Here is an 18,993-nt window from a genome sequence, read left to right on the forward strand (position 1 = left end):
AACATTGGACAAATTGTCCAATGTCCGGATTGTTGCGCCGCAGCTAGCTCGTGTCCTTGCGAGATATTCTCATTCTCAAAGGGCGGAACGCGTGTCACGACTAAAGTTTCTGTTGCTGCTACCCTTGGCCGTACTTTTGAGCGGCTGCAACTTTGTGGTGATGGCGCCGGCCGGTGACGTGGCGGCGCAGCAGCGCGACCTGATCATTGTGTCGACCGTCCTGATGCTGCTGATCGTGCTGCCGGTGATGGCGCTGACGATCTGGTTTGCCTGGCGCTACCGGCATTCCAACGACGCGGCCAAATACGATCCGGAGTGGGATCACTCGACCGGCCTCGAGCTGGTGATCTGGTCGGCTCCGCTTCTGATCATCATCTGCCTGGGCGCCATCACCTGGATGGGCACCCATCTGCTCGATCCCTACCGCTCGCTGGACCGGATCGCCGCCAACCGCCCTGTCGACCGGGACAAGGCGCCGCTCGAGGTCAATGTCGTCGCGCTCGATTGGAAGTGGCTGTTCATCTATCCGGAATACGGCGTCGCCTCGCTCAATGAGATGGCCGCTCCGGTCGATCGCCCGATCAACTTCCGCATCACGTCGTCGTCGGTGATGAATTCGTTCTACGTCCCGGCGCTCGCCGGCATGATCTACGCGATGCCCGGCATGGAGACCAAGCTGCACGCGGTGATCAACCACGCCGGCAACTATCGCGGCCTGTCGGCCAACTACAGCGGCGCCGGCTTCTCCGGCATGCACTTCGCCTTCCACGGCCTCGACGACGCCGGCTTCGATCAGTGGATCGCCCGCGCGAAGGCGAGCCCCGACAAACTCGGTCGCCCCGAATATCTGCAGCTCGAGCGCCCGAGCAGCAACGAGAAGCCTCGCGCGTTCGGCTCGGTCGACAGCGACCTGTTCCGCGCCATCCTCAACATGTGCGTCGACACCGGCAAGATGTGCATGAGCGAGATGATGGCGATCGACGCCAAGGGCGGCTCCGGCATGGCCGGGCTGAACAACACCCTGCCGCTGGCCTACGACAAATACGCTCGCCGCGGCACCGCGCTCGGGCCGCAGCCGTCCTTCGTGGCCGGCATCTGCACGCCCGAGGAGCCGCAGGGTCGCACGACCGCGCAGGTCCGTGAATCCACGCCGTTGCTCGGCGCCGGGCTGAAGCGTCCGACGCTGGCGCCACTCGGCTCCTCCACTTCGTTCCTGTTCGGCTCGACGTCGAAGTCCCAATCCTGAGGGATCGCATGTTCTCCAATTTTGATATCGTTAAAGCGATCTTCGGCCGGCTGTCGCTGGATTCGCTTCCGCTTCACGAGCCGATTGTCGTGATGACCTTCGTCGGCGTCGCGTGCGGCGGCGCCGCGCTGGTCGCCGGCCTCACCTACTTCAAGCTGTGGGGCTATCTGTGGCGTGAGTGGTTCACCACCGTCGACCACAAGCGCATCGGCATCATGTACATGATCCTCGGCCTGATCATGCTGCTGCGCGGCTTCGCCGACGCCATCATGATGCGTCTGCAGCAGGCGATGGCGTTCGGCGGCTCGGAGGGCTACCTCAACGCGCATCACTACGACCAGGTGTTCACCGCCCACGGCGTGATCATGATCTTCTTCGTAGCGATGCCGCTGGTCACCGGTCTGATGAACTACGTCGTGCCGCTGCAGATCGGCGCGCGCGACGTGTCGTTCCCGTTCCTCAACAATTTCAGCTTCTGGATGACCGTCGGCGGCGCCGTGCTGGTGATGATCTCGCTGTTCGTCGGCGAGTTCGCCCGCACCGGCTGGCTGGCCTATCCGCCGCTGTCGAATATCGGCTACAGTCCGGATGTCGGGGTCGATTACTACATATGGGCGCTGCAGGTCGCGGGCGTCGGCACGACGCTGTCCGGCGTCAACCTGATCTGCACCATCGTCAAGATGCGGGCGCCCGGCATGACGATGATGCGCATGCCGATCTTCACCTGGACCTCGCTCTGCACCAACATCCTGATCGTCGCCTCCTTCCCGGTGCTGACCGTGGTGCTGGCGCTGCTGTCGCTGGACCGCTATGTCGGCACCAACTTCTTCACGAACGACTTCGGCGGCAACCCGATGATGTACGTGAACCTGATCTGGATCTGGGGGCACCCGGAGGTCTACATCCTGATCCTGCCGGCGTTCGGCATCTTCTCGGAAGTGACGTCGACGTTCTCGGGCAAGCGGCTGTTCGGCTACACCTCGATGGTCTACGCCACGGTGGTGATCACCATCCTGTCGTATCTGGTGTGGCTGCACCACTTCTTCACGATGGGGTCGGGCGCCAGCGTCAACTCGTTCTTCGGCATCACCACGATGATCATCTCGATCCCGACGGGCGCGAAGATGTTCAACTGGCTGTTCACGATGTATCGCGGCCGGATCCGGTTCGAACTGCCGATGATGTGGACCATCGCGTTCATGCTGACCTTCGTGATCGGCGGCATGACCGGCGTGCTGCTCGCGGTGCCGCCGGCCGACTTCGTGCTGCACAACAGCCTGTTCCTGGTCGCGCACTTCCACAACGTCATCATCGGCGGCGTTGTGTTCGGTGCGTTCGCCGGCATCGTCTACTGGTTCCCGAAGGCGTTCGGCTTCAAGCTCGATCCGTTCTGGGGCAAGGTCTCGTTCTGGAGCTGGGTGGTCGGCTTCTACCTCGCCTTCATGCCGCTCTACGTGCTCGGCCTGATGGGCGTCACCCGCCGGCTGCGTGTGTTCGACGATCAAAGCCTGCAGATCTGGTTCGTCCTGGCGGCCTGCGGGGCGGCTCTGATCGCGGTCGGCATCGGCGCGTTCCTGATCCAGATCGCCGTCAGCATTCTGCGCCGTGAGCAGCTCCGCGACGTCACCGGCGATCCGTGGAACGCCCGCACCCTGGAATGGGCCACGTCCTCGCCTCCGCCGGACTACAACTTCGCCTTCACCCCGATGGTGCACAACACCGACGCGTGGTGGGAGATGAAGCGTGCCGGCTACAAGCGACCGCTGACCGGCTTCAAGCCGATCCATATGCCGAGCAACACCGGCACCGGCGTCATTCTCGCCGGTCTGGCCACCGCGACCGGTTTCGCTCTGATCTGGTACATCTGGTGGCTGGCCGCGCTGGCGTTCATCGCGCTGCTCGCCGTCGCGATCGGTCATACGTTCAACTATCACCGCGACTACCACATCCCGGCTGAGGAAGTGGTGCGCGTCGAAGAAGAGCGGACCCGTCTGCTCGCTGCGGGAGCCAAGTGATGAGTGTCGCGGTCGCCAATCCGAAGGACGCGGATCCGATCTTCTACGTCGTCGACGAACACGCCCATCCGGAAGGTTCGAGTACCCTGCTCGGATTCTGGCTCTATTTGATGAGCGACTGTCTCATCTTCGCGATCCTGTTCGCCACCTACGGCGTGCTCGGCACCAACTACGCGGCCGGGCCGGCGCCGAAGGATCTGTTCGATCTGAAGCTCGTCGCGGTCAACACCGCGATGCTGCTGCTGTCGTCGATCACCTACGGCTTCGCCATGCTGACGATGGAGAAGCGGCAGGTCGGCGCCACCCAGATGTGGCTGGCGATTACCGGGCTGTTCGGCCTCGCCTTCCTCAGCATCGAACTCTACGAGTTCCATCACATGATCCATGAAGGCGCGACGCCGCAGCGCAGCGCCTTCCTGTCCTCGTTCTTCACGCTGGTCGGCACCCACGGTCTGCACGTCACCTTCGGCATCATCTGGCTGGTGACGCTGATGACCCAGGTCGCCCGCAAGGGGCTGATCGAGGCCAACCGCCGTCGCCTGATGTGCCTCAGCATGTTCTGGCACTTCCTCGACGTGGTCTGGATCGGCGTCTTCACCTTCGTGTACCTGCTGGGAGTGCTGCGATGAGCATCAACAATCCGCCCGTCGACGCCCATGGCGAGGACCACCACGGCCATCCGGACGCGCATGCCCACGGCACGCTGAAGAGCTATCTGATCGGCTTCGGCCTGTCGGTTGTGCTGACCGCGATCCCGTTCTGGCTGGTGATGAGCGGCGCGATCGCCGACAAGTCCGTCACCGGCCTCGTCGTCATGGCGTTCGCGGCGGTGCAGATCGTCGTGCACATGATCTACTTCCTGCACATGAACACCTCGTCCGAGCAGGGCTGGACCATGATGGCGCTGATCTTCACCATCGTCATGGTGGTGATCGCGCTAGCCGGATCGCTGTGGGTGATGCACCATCTCATCACCAACATGATGCCGGTCCACAACATGGTCCCGCCGAAGTGAGCGAACCGGGGATCGTGGCCTCCGGCGACGCGCGGACTCTGGGGGGCACCCCCATGCGCCGGCCGTCGCTGTGGCTCACGATCCCGTCGTTGCTGGGCGTCGTCCTGCTGATTGCCCTCGGCGTCTGGCAGGTCGAACGGCGGGCCTGGAAGCTGGCGCTGATCGACCGAGTCGAAGCGCGCATCCATGCCGCTCCCGCGCCGCTGCCGGAAGTGGCGGCCTGGCCGACGATCTCGGCGGCGAACGATGAATATCGCCGCCTCACCGTCACCGGGCATTTCCAGAACGACCGCGAAACCCTGACGACGGCCGTCACCGAAGCCGGCGGCGGGTTCTGGGTAATGACGCCGCTGCGCACCGCGGACGGCCATACGGTCCTGATCAACCGCGGCTTCATCCTGCCCGATCAGCGCGACCGTGCGTCGCGGCGGGACGGCGAGCCGGACGGGCAGGTGACGGTCACAGGCCTGCTGCGCATCACCGAGCCGAAGGGCGGTTTCCTCCGCCATAACGATCCGGCCGAGGACCGTTGGTACTCGCGAGACGTGCAGGCCATCGCGGCTGCGCGCGATATCGGGAATGTCGCACCCTTCTTCATCGATGCCGATGCCTCGCTCAATCGTCGCGGCCAGCCGATCGGCGGGCTGACGGTGGTGCAGTTCCCGAACAACCACCTGACCTATGCGCTCACGTGGTTTTGCCTGGCCTTTATGCTGGCCGGCTGGCTTGTTGTGGCCTTTGGCGGCGAATATCTCCGCAGGGCACGCGTGAGGCGCCGACCGGGCGCCGGGGCGCGATCCGCCGTTCCGACAGGATCCAATGCTGGACCGATCGCCGAGCATCGCTGACGACAAGACGGACTGGGCGCCGCGAGGCAGCCATTCGTCCCTGGCCGTGGTGCAAGCCGGCGACGAGCCGATCGCCCCCCTCGGCACCTCGACCCCCGACGACGAAACTGACCGCAAGAACATGTCGCTGCTGATCCAGCTGCGCTGGACAGCGGTGGTCGGGCAAATCGTGACGATTGCGGCGGTGCATCTGTGGCTCGGCGCGCCGCTGCCGGTGGTGCCGATGGGCGCCGTCATCCTTGGTCTGGTCGCACTCAACATCGCCAGCCTGGCGTGGATGCGCTATCGCTTCGCGATCAGCAATCACGACCTGCTGGTGGCGCTGATCCTCGACGTCGTGGCGCTGACGGCCCAGCTCTATCTCAGCGGCGGCGTCACCAACCCGTTCACCTCGCTGTATCTGTTGCAGGTGACACTCGGCGCGGTGCTGCTCGACGGCCGCTCGAGCTGGTCGCTGGTGGCGGTCGTCTTCACCGCGATCATCTGGCTGACCGAGGCGTCACGCCCGCTGGTGCTGCCGGAGTGGGCGGGCGATCCGATCAATCTGCGGGTCGGCGGCATGCTGCTCGGCTTCGCGCTGAATGCCGTGCTGCTGGTGGTGTTCGTCACCCGCATTCATCGCAACCTGCGCGAACGCGACGCGCATCTCGCGTCGCTGCGCCAGCACGCGGCCGAGCAGGATCATATCGTGCGCATGGGCCTGCTCGCCTCGGGCGCCGCGCATGAACTCGGCACGCCGCTGGCCTCGGTGTCGGTGATTCTCAGCGACTGGCGACGGATGCCGGCGCTCACCAACAACCGCGAACTGGCCGAGGATCTGGCCGAGATGGAGACGGCGTTGAAGCGCTGTCAGTCGATCGTCACCGGCATTCTGGTGTCGGCCGGCGAAGCGCGCGGTGAGGGATCGTCGCCGACGACAGTGGCGGAATTCCTCGAGGCTCTGGCGGAAGAATGGCGGAGCGCCCGCAGCCGCACCACCTTGCACGTCGTCAACGCGTTCGGCGAGGATCTCCCGATCGTCTCGGACGTCACGCTGAAGCAGGCGATCTTCAACGTGCTCGACAACGCCTTCGAGGTGTCGCGCTATTGGATCGAGCTGTTGGCCGAGCGCGAGGGCGACAATCTCGTGCTGTCGATCAGCGACCGCGGACCGGGCTTTCCCAAGGACATGCTGGCGCAGCTCGGCAAGCCGTATCAGTCGAGCAAGGGCCGGGCCGGCGGCGGCCTCGGCCTGTTCCTGGTGATGAATGTGGTACGCAAGCTCGGCGGTTCGATGACCGCCGAAAATCTCCGTAACCGCGGCGCCAAGGTCAAACTCGTGCTGCCGCTCTCGACCCTCGCGATCGGACAGAATTTTGACTGAGACCGAACACCACGCCGAAACCGAAGACCGCTCGCTGCTGATCGTCGAGGACGACGCCGGCTTCGCCAAGACGTTGAAGCGCTCGTTCGAGCGTCGCGGATACACTGTGGTGCACGCCTCCATGATCGAAGAGGTGCGCGACGCCCTCGAAGAGCGTTCGTTCGGCTATGCGGTGGTCGATCTCAAGCTCGGCGTCGCCTCCGGCCTCGCCTGCGTCGAGCTGCTGCACGCGCAGGATCCGGAAATGCTGATCGTGGTCCTCACTGGCTTCGCCAGCATTGCGACCGCCGTCGAGGCGATCAAGCTCGGCGCCTGCCACTACCTCGCCAAGCCATCCAATACCGACGACATCGAGGCCGCGTTCCGCAAGGCGGAGGGCAATGCCGATATCGCGCTCGCCAGCCAGCCGACCTCGATCAAGACGCTGGAATGGGAACGCATTCACCAGACGCTGATCGACAGCGAGTTCAACATCTCCGAAGCGGCGCGGCGCCTCGGCATGCATCGCCGCACATTGGCGCGCAAGCTGGAGAAGCGGCAGGTCCGCTGACCGTTGCCCGACGCCGATCAGCAGGACTTTGTCGAGCGCCAGCTGTCAGTCGGCTGCTGCTTGTAACTCGTCGTTCACGGCTGCCGCTTACAGCGGGTCAGTTCTGATGGAATCGGAACTCGTTGCAGCTTGACTTGCCGTGGCGGCCTATTGATCCTTGAGTCGCCGCTTTGCCGGCGTATTTATAGGCCACCCGTTTCGGTCAGTGGGACCAGAGTCCTCCAGACAGCACCCACCGCGATCAGGCGCGGGTGGCCCTTAAATGCGCACGCCGCGCCAGCTCATTCCGGTGTCCTTTCATGTTCAAATCCCGCAGGTTTGTTATCAGTGTCGCCGCTGCGGCCGGCATCATCACCATTCCCATGCTGTCGGCGCTGGCGCTGCAGCGAACTCCAACGGTGCAGCCCGATCTCGACCTGATCGGCGGCGTGATCGGCCTGGTCGAGCGAGCCTATGTGCACCCGGTCGGCACCGACGAGCTGACCAAGGATGCGCTGAAGGGCATGCTGAACCGGCTCGATCCGCATTCGGACTACATGGACGAAAAAGAATTCAAGGACATGCAGACCGACATGGCGGGCCAGTTCGGCGGTCTCGGCATGCAGATCTCGGGACAGGGCGGTGTGCCCAAGATCGTCGCGCCGATCGACGGCACGCCGGCGGCCCGCGCCAAGCTCGAGCCCGGCGACGACATCATCAAGGTCGGCGACACCTCGACCCAGGGCATGAGCCTGCGAGAGGTCGTCGACATGTTGCGCGGCACGCCCGGCTCCAAGGTGACGATTACCATTCTGCGCGGCAAGGAGCCGCCGTTCGACGTCACCCTGACCCGCGAGATCATCAAGGTCGCGTCGGTGAAGTCGGAGCTGAAGCCCGACGGCATCGGCTATGTGCGTATCAGCCAGTTCGGCAACGACACCTCGGACGGTTTCAAGAATGCGCTGACCAAGCTCAAGAGCGACTCCAAGGACGGGCTGAAGGGGCTGGTCATCGACCTGCGCCAGGATCCCGGCGGCTTGCTGACCGCCGCTGTCGATGTCGCCGGCAACCTGCTCGACGGCGGCACCGTGGTGTCGATCCGCGGACGCCAGCCCGATGATCAGCGCGTGTTCAGCGCGCCGTCCAAGGGCGACATGCTGCCCGGCGTTCCGGTGGTGGTGCTGATCAACGGCGCCTCGGCTTCGGCGTCCGAAATCGTCGCCGGAGCGCTGCAGGATCGCAAGCGTGGCACCGTGATGGGCACGCAGAGCTTCGGCAAGGGTTCGGTGCAGACCGTGATTCCGATCAAGGGCCGCGGCGCGGTGCGCCTGACCACGGCGCTGTACTACACGCCGTCCGGCCGCTCGATCCAGGACGACGGCATTACCCCGGATATCGTGCAGGAAGCGCCGAAGGATCAGCAGATCGCCGGCGGTGCGATGCTGCGCGAAGGCGCGCTACGCGGCGCCATCGCCAATCCGGGGCAGCTCGGGGGCGCCGGCAAGCCCGGCACTGCCAAGCCGAAAGCCTCCGGCGCTGCGGCCGGAACCGATAAGCCGGCCGCCTCGTCGCCGCCGATCAAGGCCGACCTGATCGGCAAGCCCGAGGATGCCCAGCTCAACGCCGCGATCGCTTATCTCGGCAAGCGCGCCGACAACGACAAGGGTGCCGTGAAGGCGCAGTAGGCTCTCGCCAATTTCATCTGCCTAAGCGAAAATTGCGTCATGGCCGGGCTTGTCCCGGCCATCCACGTCTTTGGGCGTAGCTTATTCAGCAAGACGTGGATGCCCGGGACGAGCCTGGGCATGACGAAGGTGTGAGGCTCGCCGCTTTGCTCAGCGAAGGGCAGGGCGGCAGCTCGTCGTCACCGTGTGATCAACTCCCGCCCAAAAATCTCGCAAGTGCTGCCTATTTGGTAGCAGCCTTCGAACAAGAGGTTGTGCGCCCGGAGACAAGTTTTTCCGCGGCGCACGGTCTTAGCTCCCAGACGGTTCGGAACATGGCCTCCGCCATGACACCATCGAAGGAGCGATCGAATGGTCAAGTTGCCTATTCCCGAGTTTCGGAGCCTGACGAGCGCCGCGCTGATGGGCGCGCTGGTGCTGGTCGGCTTTGCGGCGCCGAAGCCGGCGCACGCCGCTGCGCCCGCCGCCTGCGCGGCGCTCCAGGAGAAGTATCCCGACTGGAAGGGCAAGACCCTCGTCAACGCCATCAACCCGCATACGCCGGGCTACGAGTCGATCGATCCCAAGGATCCGACCAAATATATCGGCTACGACATCGACCTCGGCGAAGCGATCGGTGACTGCCTCGGCTTCAAGCTGACCTACAAGGCCGTGACCTTCGCGGCGCTGCTGACCACGTTGTCGAGCGGCCAGGCCGACATCGTCATCTCCGACATCTACGCCACCGAAGAGCGCGCCAAGGCGGCGGACTTCATCACCTATTCCAAGGTGTTCGACGGCGTGCTGGTCGCCAAGGGCAACCCGAAGAAGATCACCGGCATCGACACCTCGCTGTGTGGGACCGCCGCCGCTGAGAACACCGGCTATGTCGAAGTCCCGCTGATCCAGGCGCTGGCGCCCGAGTGCAAGAAGCTCGGCAAGCCCGAGCCGACCATCCAGCTCTACGACAACAACGCCAACTGCATCCAGGCGATCCTTGCTGGCCGCGCCGACACCTACATCAACGACGTCAACACCGTCGACAATGCGGTGAAGGCCTATCCGGACAAGCTCGAAAAGGCGATCGCGGTGACGATCCCCTATCAGGTCGGCATCGCGGTGCCGAAGAACAAGCCGAAATTCCGCGACGCCGTGAAAGACGCGCTGACCGAAATCTACAAGTCCGGCGACCAGCTCGCGCTGCTGAAGAAGTGGAAGCTCGACCCTGAGAACCTGATCGAGCCCGGCCTGCTGGTCGTCAAGTAATCGTCCCGACGGAGGGTGGGCAAGGCGCGCGCGCCGTGCCCACCACTTCACACCGCGACCGATGTCGTGGGCACGGCGCTCCGTGCCTTTGCCCACCCTACAGGCTCACTAAGGATACGCCGCCATGGAGCTGTTTCTCCATTATCTGAGCATGCCCTACATGATCCAGGGCATCGAGGTGACCTTGCAGGTCACGGCCCTCGGCCTCGGCGGCGGATTGATCCTCGGAACGATCCTGGCGGGGATGCAGCTCAGCCGCTTCAAGCTGCTGTCGTCCGCCGCCCGGATCTACACCGTCATCTTCCGCGGCACGCCGCTGATTTTGCAGATGGTGTTCGCCTACGACGCTCTGCCGCATATCGGCATCAAGCTGCCCGCGATCCTTGCAGCCGGCCTCGCGCTCGCCTGTAACGAAGCCCCGTTCATCGCCGAGATGCTGCGCGCCGGCGTACTCGGCGTCGAGAAAGGCCAGATTCTCGCCGGCCAGGCGCTCGGCATGACGCCGGGCATCCTGATGCGCCGGATCATCGCGCCGCAGGCGATCCGCACCATGATCCCGGCGTTCGGTAACGAAGCGGTCAGCGCGCTGAAGAACTCGTCGCTGGCCTCGGTGATCGCCGTGCAGGAGCTGACGCTGCGCTCGACGCAACTCGCGTCCTCGACCTTCGATTTCTTCTCGATCTTCTTCGCCTCCGGCCTGATCTATTTGCTGCTGACCTCGGCGATCTCGGCCCTGCAGATCTTCCTGGAGTGGCTGTTCGATCTCGACCGCACCTCCAAGCAGGTCAAGCTGATGCGGTTCCTGCCATGGTACCGCGCCCAGGGCATCGACGACCCGCTGCAAGACAACGAGCCTGCGCCGGACATCCTGCCGGACGGCGGCGTCGCCGAACTGCCACCGCCGCGCCTGCCGCCGGCGCCGATCGATCATGCCGCGCGTGCGGCCGCGCTCGCCCGCAACGACGTCGCCGTCGCCGTGAAGGCGCTGCGCAAGAACTACGACGCGAACATCGTGCTCGACGGTGTCGATCTCGCCGTGCGCAACGGCGAAGTGATCGCGCTGCTCGGCCCGTCCGGCTCCGGCAAGAGCACGTTGCTGCGCTGTATCAACAATCTCGAATTGTGGAACGACGGCACCATCGAGGTCGGCGGCCGCCGGCTCGGCTTCAATCATCTCGGCAAGCCGCTGTCGCCGCGGATGGCCGCGCAGGCCCGGGCCGAAGTCGGCGTCGGCATGGTGTTTCAGCAGTTCAACCTGTTCGGCCACCTCACCGCCAAGGAGAACATCGCCGGCCCGCTGCGCTGGGTGCACGGCGTCGCACCGGCCGAGGCCGAGCGCCGCGCGCTCCAACTGCTCGAACGCGTCGGCCTGTCGCATCGCGCCGATGCGCTGCCGCGGCATCTGTCCGGCGGCCAGCAGCAGCGCGTCGCCATCGCCCGCGCCATCGCGCCCAATCCGAGCGTGCTGCTGCTCGACGAGCCGACCTCCGCGCTCGATCCCGAACTTGTCAACGAAGTGCTGGAAGTCATCCGCCGCCTCGCGGTCGAGGACGGCCTGACCATGATCATCTCGACGCATCAGCTGCGCTTCGCCAGCGAGGTCGCGGACCGCGTCGTGCTGCTCGCCGGCGGAGCGATCATCGAAGAAGGCCCGGCCGACCAGGTGCTCAACCATCCGAAGAATCCGGTCGCGCAGCGCTTCCTCAGCGCCATGGACGCCGAGTGATCGCGATGTCCGCTTTCTTTTCGTCTTGCCTGTCGAGGATCTCAGCATGAAGCATCATCTTCTCCCGGTGTCGCCGAAGACCGTCCACTGGGGCTATTTCAGCAAGGTGGTGGCGCCCGCGCTGACGCTGAAGTCCGGCGACCGCGCCACCATCGAGACGCTGACGCATCACGCGGGCGACGACTATGAGCGCATGATCGAGGGCGATCCCGGCGCCGAGAGCGTGTTCAAATGGACCCGCGAGCACAAGGCGGTGGCGCGCCGCGGCGCAGGCCCGACCGAGGGGCCGTTCATCCGCGGTTCCGGGGAGGGCGTCGGCGTGCATCTGCTCACCGGTCCGGTCGCAATCGAAGGCGCCGAGCCGGGTGACGTGCTGGAAGTGCGTATTCTCGACATCAAGCCGCGGCCTGCCTGCAAGGCGTGTCACGCCGGCAAATGCTTCGGCTCCAACGTCGCGGCGAATTGGGGCTTTCACTATCACGATCTGATCGAAGAGCCGAAGCCGCGCGAGGTGATCACTATCTTCGAGCTCGACACCTCGGGCGAGCCGTTCGCCAAGGCGGTCTACAATTACGTCTGGACGCCGCAGACCGATCCCGACGGCATCGTGCACCCGACCATCGATTATCCGGGCGTGCCGGTCGATCACCGCACCATCATCAAGCGCGAGAACATCCTCAGCAACGTCAAGCTGCCGGCGCGGCTGCATTTCGGCACGATGGGGCTGGCGCCGTCCGAGGAGGACTTCGTCTCGTCGATCCCGCCGAGCTACACCGGCGGCAATATCGACGACTGGCGGGTCGGCAAGGGCGCCAAGATGTACTACCCGGTGGCTGTGCCGGGCGCGTTCTTCTCGGTCGGCGATCCGCACGCCGCGCAGGGCGACAGCGAGCTCGGCGGCACGGCGATCGAAACCTCGCTGACCGGCGATTTCGAATTCATCCTGCACAAGAAGAACGATCTCGGCGGCACGCCGCTGGAAGGCCTGACCCACCCGATGCTGGAGACGCCGGATGCTTGGTCGGTCTACGGCTTCACCTATCCCAACTATCTGGCCGAGCTCGGCGCCAATGCGCAGCTCGAGATCGCCAACCACTCCAGCCTCGACCGCGCGATGCGCGACGCTTTCCGCAAGATGCGCCGGTTCCTGATGACGGTGCACAAGCTCAGCGAGGACGAGGCGATCTCGCTGATGTCGGTCGGCGCCGATTTCGGCGTCACCCAGGTGGTCGACGCCAATTGGGGCGTGCACGGCACCATCCGCAAGAACGTGTTCCGCTGCGACTAGGCGGGGCGGCGGCGTCGCGATGAGCCGGCTCGTGGTCGGACATTGTTCCGTGTGCCTGACGATGGCACGGGGGTTGCTTGGTTTTGGCCAGGAAGGCCGAGCCATGAGTCTGCGTCCCTACTCCAGCGAGTCCTATTGCGAAGGCGAGCGCCCGGAAGCCTGGCGCGACGTGCTTGCCTCGCTGGGCTTGCAGCCTGCGGCGGCTGCAACCAGCCATGCGGGCCACGCCACTGCCGTGCGCCGTAGTTCCGAGGGCGTGACGCTGGCGACGCTGTCGGCCGGCCCGCAGGCGGTGACGGCCCAGGCGGAGGCGCATGGGGATCATCCGTTGGTCCTGCTGCCGCTCGAGGATGGCCTCTCGCTGAAGACCGCGGCGGGCCATCAGATCATCGCCGCTGGCCATCTGTTGTTGTTGCCGCGGGCGAGCGGCTGGAGCCTGTCGTTCGCGCGCGATTTCCGCGCGGTGGTGCTGTCCGTGTCTTGCGATGCCGCGCGCAGCCGGACCGTGGGACCGCGGCTCACCGAGGTTCAGCAGATCGCGCCGAGCGGCTTCGGCGATATGTTCATCCGGATGCTGGAGAGCGCCGCAGGCCATCTCGAAACTCTGTCCGACGCCGAGTGGCCGGCGGCCGCGCAAGGCCTTGCGGATTTAATGCCCGCGTTGATGCGGCAGGCGCCGGCAACATCCGACTTGAATGCAGGCAGCGCCAGCAAGGCGGCGACGTTGCAGCGGCTGTGTCAGGCGATCGAGCGCCGGCTGGACGATCCGGATCTGACGCCGGCCAAGGTCGCGGCCGCCGAAGGAATCTCGGAGCGCTATCTGCAGAAGCTGTTCGGCGGCACCGGCTCCAGCTTCACGCATTATCTGCGCGAACGCCGGCTGCAGCGCACCTGCGCGGACCTCGCCAATCCGGCAGAGGCGCATCACTCGATCTCCGAGATCGCGTTTCGCGCCGGCTTCAACGACTCGGCGCATTTCAGTCGCGCTTTCCGGCATCGCTTCGGCGTGTCGCCGCGGGAGTATCGGCAGGCCGAGGCGGAGCGTCACGCCGCGACCGCGGCCGCCACCGCGCAGCGCGGCTGGCCGCAGCAGGCGCTGGTGCAGCTCCGCAATCAGCCGGCAAGGACCGCGGCGCGTCGGCCGGCCGCGGAGTTTCCGGCGTCGGACTTCTGTGCCGAAACGACGCCGCAGCATCATCACCTCACGGCCGACGCATCGCGCGTGCATTGGGGCTACTTCAGCCGCTCGCTGCCGCCGCAGATCGAGATTGCGTCGGGCGACACCATCACGATCGAGACCCTGACGCAGCATGCCTCCGACGATCCAGAGCGGATGATCAGCGGTGATGCTGGCGCCGAGAGCGTGTTTCACTGGACGCACGATCAGAAGAACGTCGATCGCCGCGGCGCCGGCCCGCTCGACGCCTCGATCTACGGCCGTGGTGCCGGCGAAGGTTTTGGTGTGCACATCTGCACCGGGCCGGTCGCAGTGAAGGATGCGCAGCCGGGCGACGTACTCGAGATCCGCATCCTCGACATCGTGCCGCGCGCCAGCCGTAATCCCGACTTCAAGGGCCGGGTGTTCGGCAGCAGCGTCGCGGCGTGGTGGGGCTATCATTACAAGGAATTCCTCGCCGAGCAGCACGCCCACGAGGCGGTGACGATCTACGAGATCTTCGCCGACGAGGCGGCGCCCTATGCACGCGCCGCGTACTCGTATCGCTGGGCCCCGCAAGTCGATCCGTTCGGCACGGTGCACGCGACCTACGACTATCCGGGCGTGCCGGTGCAGCCGTCCTCGGTGCGGCGGCGTCACGATGTGCTCGACGGCGTGCGGATTCCGCTGCGGCCGCATTTCGGCGTGATCGCGCTGGCGCCGCGCGAAGTCGACTTCGTCGACTCGGTGCCCCCCGCTTACTTCGGCGGCAATCTCGATAATTGGCGGCTCGGCAAGGGATCGACGATCTATCTGCCGGTGTCGGTGCCGGGCGCGCTGCTGTCGGTCGGCGATCCGCACGCCGCACAAGGTGACGGCGAGCTCGGCGGCACCGCGATCGAGTGCTCGATGACCGGCACTTTCGAGGTGATCCTGCACAAGAAGGGCGAATTCGCCGACAAGCCGTTCGCCGATCTCACCTACCCACTGATCGAGACCGCGACCGACTGGGTGCTGATGGGCTTCAGCCACCCCAACTACCTGGCCGAATTCGGCGCCAAGGGCCAGAGCGAGGTCTATGCGACGTCGTCGCTCGATCTTGCGATGAAGGACGCGTTCCGGAAGATGCGGCGCTTCCTGATGAGTATCAAGGGACTGACCGAGGACGAGGCGATCGCGCTGATGTCGGTCGCGGTCGATTTCGGCGTCACCCAGGTGGTGGACGGCAATTGGGGCGTCCACGCCATTCTCAGCAAACAGGTGTTCGCCGACGCGCGCGCCTGATCTTCATCTCACGAAAGGCCTGTCTTGAAGTTTCACATGATCCCCGGCGGACCGAAGCCGGTCGCGCCGTTCAGCCACGCCGTGGAAACCGACGGCTTCGTCTTCGTCACCGGCCAGATGCCCGACACGCCTCTGACGCCCGGCGTGCTGCCCGACGGCATTGGCGCGCAAACTCGTGCGGTGATGGAAAATCTGCGTGTCGTGCTGGCCGGCCTTGGCCTCGGTCTCGAGCACATCGTGATGAGCCGGATCTATCTCACCGAGTTCAAGCGCGACTATGCCGAGATGAACGAGACCTATCGCAGCTACTTCCCGCAGGATCGTCTGCCGGCGCGCACCTGTGTCGGCGTCACCGGTCTTGCTTACGACGCGCTGATCGAGATCGATCTGGTCTGCCGCCGGCCGGAGTGAACGCTAGGCCGGCCGTGCGGCGAGCGCCTGCAATGCCACGCCGGATTCGTCGGCGTGGATCAGGGCGCTGAGGTCGAAGGCTTCACCCCGGATCTGCGACAGCGTCGCCAGCGCGCGGTCGCGGTCGCCCTCCAGCAACTGGCCGAAATGCGTCACGGCGGCATTCGGCTTGCGCTGCCGGATCGCCTTCAGGGTCGCCGCCATCAGGTCGGCCGAGGCCAGCCGGATGTCGCGGGTCTGATAGTCCAAGGGCGATTTCCAAATCATCGTCCACACCGTCTGATTGGCGAGATCAGTCAGCAATTCGACCAGCAGCTCGTTGCCGGAGCCGCGCGCGATCGTCTTGACGGCCCGCGTCGTCGTCCGCGCGAACGCGATCGGATCGTCCACATCGACCTGCGCCTTCAGTTCGTCGCACCGCCGCGCGAGCGTGTCGATGTAGCTCTCGACCGGCGCCGTCGCCATGGTGCGCACCGCCAGCGTCGACAGCGCAGTGCGGACGTTGAACAGATCCGCGACGGATTTCAGCGACACCGGTTTGATGTAGGCGCCGCGCCGCGGCAGCAATTCGACGAGGCGCCGGCGTTCGAGAATCCGGATCGCCTCGCGGATCGGGCCCCGGCTGACGCCGAATTCCTGCGCCAGATCGATCTCGACCAGTCGCGCCCCGGCCTTGCGCCGGCCGGAAACGATCTCGGCGCCGAGCTCCTCCGCCACCTGGTCCGGCAGCGTACGCGGCGCAAAACGACGCTCGGTTCGGCCGTCCCTCGCAGTCGGCGAACTGCGATCCATCGTTCCCAAAGCGCTCTCCCGTCGGTGCGTCCGTGGCGCGGGACAAAGTAGCGCAATCGTCAATTGTTGACAATCGACAATCTGTGCCGTTTGATTGGGGTGTCGCGCGCCGAAATCGGCACCAAGCCGAAAGCGCGACGAACCGCGGCCCGGAGCCGCGGACGGGAGGATGACGATGGCGATCACGACAGCGCCGGCATGTGCCCGGCCAACCCCGCGGCCCGGCTTCGAACGCCTCGTCGCCGGACGTGTGTGGTCGTCCCGCGCCCCGCGCTTCATCCACCAACCTTCGCATTGTCGCGGCGAATGACGGGGCAGGTCGAACCCCACACGTCGCGGCAAGCTCCGTCGCTCCACGGGCGATCGGCCGCTCTCGCGCAGCCTTTGCTCGACGTCCGCAATCTGTCGCTGTCGTTCACGACCGCTCAGGGCGCTCTGCCGGTCACCCGCAATGTGAGTTTCTCCATCGCCCCCGGCGAGCGCGTCGGCCTGGTCGGCGAAAGCGGCTGCGGCAAGACCGTCACCGGCCTGTCGCTGCTGCGGCTGCTGCCGACGCAGTCGGCCCGTATCGCCGGCGACGTGCTGTTCGACGGCACCGATCTGCTGAAGCTGTCGCCGCGGCGGATGCGCGCGGTCCGCGGCCGCGACATTGCGATGATCTTCCAGGAGCCGATGAGCGCGCTCGATCCGGTGTTCACCGTCGGCGATCAGATCAGCGAGGCCTATCGGGTCCATTTTCCGGCCAGCAAGGCCGAAGGCCGCGAACGCGCCATTGCGGCGCTGCGCGAGGTCGGCATTCCGGCGCCGGAGCGGCGCTGCGACGAGTATCCGCATCAGTTGTCGGGCGGCATGCGCCAGCGCGTCATGATCGCGATGGCGTTGATCTGCAAGCCGAAGCTGCTGATCGCCGACGAGCCGACCACGGCGCTCGACGTCACCGTGCAGGCGCAGATCACCGATCTGCTCCGCTCACTGAGCGAGCGCACCGGCACCGCGCTGATCTTCATCACCCACGATCTCGGCGTCGTCGCCGAGACCTGCACCCGGATGATCACGATGTATGCCGGCGAGGTGGTCGAAGATGCGCCGGTCGACGATGTGCTCACGCGGCCGCGTCATCCCTACACCTCGGGGCTGCTGCGCTCGCTGCCCGGCCTGAGCAAGCGCCGCGGCGTACTGTCGTCGATCCCAGGCCGCGTGCCGTCGCCGCAGTCGATGCCGGCCGGCTGCCGGTTCCGCTCGCGCTGTGCGCACGCCGTGCCGGGTTGCGAGCAGGAGCAGCGCATGATCGCGCTGACACCCGATCACGCCGCGCGTTGCTGGCGCACGCCGGAGCTCGAATTGCCTGGAGCGGTGAACTGATGGCCGCTCCGCGTCGCGATGTTTCCGAGGCCGGCATTCTGGCGGTGCGCGATCTGCGCATTCTGTTTCCGTCGCGCGACGGCCGCGACACTGTCAAGGCGATCGACGGCATGGATTTCGCCGTGCAGGCCGGCGAGACCTTTGGCGTGATCGGTGAGTCCGGCTCCGGCAAGACCACGCTCGGCCGCGCGCTGGTGTCGCTGCTGCGGCCGACCGAAGGTCAGATCCTGCACGACGGCACCGATCCCGAACGACTCGGGGCGCGGGCGTTCCGGCAGCATCGCCGCGACTATCAGATCATCTTTCAGGATCCCAACGCCGCGCTCAATCCGCGGATGCCCATTATCGACAGCGTGGTCGAGCCGCTCGAAATCCTGCGCGAGGGTGACGCGACGTCGCGGCGCCAGCGCGGCATCGCTATGCTGGAGCGGGTCGGTCTCGCCGCCGAGGCGGCCGATCGCTATCCGCACCAATTGTCCGGCGGGCAGAAGCAGCGCGTCAACATCGCGCGGGTGCTGATGCTGCGCCCGAAGGTGATCGTCTGCGACGAGGTGGTCGCGGCGCTCGACGTCTCGATCCGCGGCGACGTCCTGAACCTGTTCGCCGATCTGCAGCGCGAATTCGGCCTGACCTACGTGTTCATCACCCACGACATCTCGGTGGTGTCGCATATCTCGGACCGCATCGCCGTGACGTATCTCGGCAAGCTAATGGAGCTCGGGCCCGCCGAAGACGTCATCGAGCGGCCGCTGCATCCCTATACGCGCGCGTTGCTGTCGGCCGAGCCGATCCCGTTGCCGTCGCATCTGCGGGTCGATCGCCGCATCATTCTCGAAGGCGAGATCCCGAGCCCGGTGGCGCCGCCGTCGGGCTGCCGCTTCCGCACGCGCTGTCCCTCGGTGCAGCCGCGCTGCGCCGACGAGATACCGGACTGGCGCGAGGTCCGGCCCGGGCACCGCGTCGCCTGCCATTTCGCGACGGCCGACGGGCCGCCGCCGAACAATCAGCCGGCGCAAGCCGCATCCTAA

The 18,993-nt window shown here is 65.7% G+C and carries 16 protein-coding genes; 15 read left to right on the top strand and 1 reads right to left on the bottom strand.

Annotation, left to right across the window (positions count from 1 at the left end):
- The first annotated feature begins 91 nt into the window (after positions 1-91).
- The 13 genes from cyoA to ACFFJ6_RS09535 all read left to right on the top strand — a co-directional run bounded on the left by cyoA (position 92) and on the right by ACFFJ6_RS09535 (position 15,811).
- The gene (cyoA, locus tag ACFFJ6_RS09475) at positions 92-1,246 is read left to right on the top strand and encodes a ubiquinol oxidase subunit II (RefSeq protein ID WP_378386833.1); all 1,155 of its coding nucleotides are present in this window, start codon (positions 92-94) and stop codon (positions 1,244-1,246) included.
- Positions 1,247-1,254: 8 nt separating this feature from the next.
- On the top strand, positions 1,255-3,261 hold the full coding sequence (cyoB, locus tag ACFFJ6_RS09480; protein ID WP_378386835.1) for a cytochrome o ubiquinol oxidase subunit I: 2,007 nt from the start codon (positions 1,255-1,257) through the stop codon (positions 3,259-3,261).
- Positions 3,261-3,890, top strand: coding sequence for a cytochrome o ubiquinol oxidase subunit III (cyoC, locus tag ACFFJ6_RS09485; RefSeq protein ID WP_378386837.1), 630 nt, complete (start codon positions 3,261-3,263; stop codon positions 3,888-3,890). Before cyoB ends, cyoC begins: the two co-directional genes overlap by 1 nt.
- Positions 3,887-4,276, top strand: coding sequence for a cytochrome o ubiquinol oxidase subunit IV (gene cyoD, locus ACFFJ6_RS09490; protein ID WP_378386839.1), 390 nt, complete (start codon positions 3,887-3,889; stop codon positions 4,274-4,276). The genes cyoC and cyoD overlap by 4 nt, the downstream gene beginning before the upstream one ends.
- Before the next feature lie 53 nt (positions 4,277-4,329).
- Positions 4,330-5,124 (top strand): SURF1 family protein, encoded by a 795-nt coding sequence (locus ACFFJ6_RS09495; RefSeq protein ID WP_378386842.1) that lies wholly within the window; start codon positions 4,330-4,332, stop codon positions 5,122-5,124.
- Complete coding sequence (locus ACFFJ6_RS09500; RefSeq protein WP_378386844.1) at positions 5,096-6,487, top strand: ATP-binding protein; 1,392 nt, start codon at positions 5,096-5,098, stop codon at positions 6,485-6,487. Before ACFFJ6_RS09495 ends, ACFFJ6_RS09500 begins: the two co-directional genes overlap by 29 nt.
- Complete coding sequence (locus ACFFJ6_RS09505; RefSeq protein ID WP_378386846.1) at positions 6,480-7,037, top strand: response regulator transcription factor; 558 nt, start codon at positions 6,480-6,482, stop codon at positions 7,035-7,037. Before ACFFJ6_RS09500 ends, ACFFJ6_RS09505 begins: the two co-directional genes overlap by 8 nt.
- A 299-nt stretch (positions 7,038-7,336) precedes the next feature.
- The gene (locus tag ACFFJ6_RS09510; RefSeq protein WP_378386848.1) at positions 7,337-8,701 is read left to right on the top strand and encodes a S41 family peptidase; all 1,365 of its coding nucleotides are present in this window, start codon (positions 7,337-7,339) and stop codon (positions 8,699-8,701) included.
- 402 nt (positions 8,702-9,103) lie between these two features.
- Positions 9,104-9,946, top strand: coding sequence for an ABC transporter substrate-binding protein (locus tag ACFFJ6_RS09515; RefSeq protein ID WP_378387061.1), 843 nt, complete (start codon positions 9,104-9,106; stop codon positions 9,944-9,946).
- 124 nt (positions 9,947-10,070) lie between these two features.
- Positions 10,071-11,672 carry an amino acid ABC transporter permease/ATP-binding protein gene (locus tag ACFFJ6_RS09520; RefSeq protein WP_378386850.1) on the top strand — a complete coding sequence of 534 codons (1,602 nt, stop codon included), beginning with the start codon at positions 10,071-10,073 and terminating at the stop codon, positions 11,670-11,672.
- Positions 11,673-11,718: 46 nt separating this feature from the next.
- A complete protein-coding gene (locus ACFFJ6_RS09525) occupies positions 11,719-12,960 on the top strand; it encodes an acetamidase/formamidase family protein (protein WP_378386852.1) in 1,242 nt (413 codons plus the stop codon).
- 103 nt (positions 12,961-13,063) lie between these two features.
- Entirely contained in the window at positions 13,064-15,400 is a 2,337-nt protein-coding gene (locus ACFFJ6_RS09530) for an acetamidase/formamidase family protein (protein WP_378386854.1), read from the top strand.
- A gap of 24 nt (positions 15,401-15,424) precedes the next feature.
- The gene (locus tag ACFFJ6_RS09535) at positions 15,425-15,811 is read left to right on the top strand and encodes a RidA family protein (protein WP_378386856.1); all 387 of its coding nucleotides are present in this window, start codon (positions 15,425-15,427) and stop codon (positions 15,809-15,811) included.
- Positions 15,812-15,814: 3 nt separating this feature from the next.
- Here the strand turns inward: ACFFJ6_RS09535 and ACFFJ6_RS09540 are convergent, their stop codons facing one another.
- Positions 15,815-16,603, bottom strand: a complete 789-nt coding sequence (locus ACFFJ6_RS09540; RefSeq protein ID WP_378386858.1) for a GntR family transcriptional regulator — start codon at positions 16,601-16,603, stop codon at positions 15,815-15,817.
- 306 nt (positions 16,604-16,909) lie between these two features.
- On the opposite strand from ACFFJ6_RS09540, the gene ACFFJ6_RS09545 reads away from it, so the two are divergent.
- Positions 16,910-17,965: an ABC transporter ATP-binding protein gene (locus ACFFJ6_RS09545; protein WP_378386861.1), complete on the top strand. Its 1,056-nt coding sequence runs from the start codon at positions 16,910-16,912 to the stop codon at positions 17,963-17,965.
- A complete protein-coding gene (locus ACFFJ6_RS09550; protein ID WP_378386863.1) occupies positions 17,965-18,993 on the top strand; it encodes an ABC transporter ATP-binding protein in 1,029 nt (342 codons plus the stop codon). Before ACFFJ6_RS09545 ends, ACFFJ6_RS09550 begins: the two co-directional genes overlap by 1 nt.

Source organism: Rhodopseudomonas telluris (genome assembly GCF_042432815.1).
Taxonomy (GTDB): Bacteria; Pseudomonadota; Alphaproteobacteria; order Rhizobiales; family Xanthobacteraceae; genus Rhodopseudomonas; species Rhodopseudomonas telluris.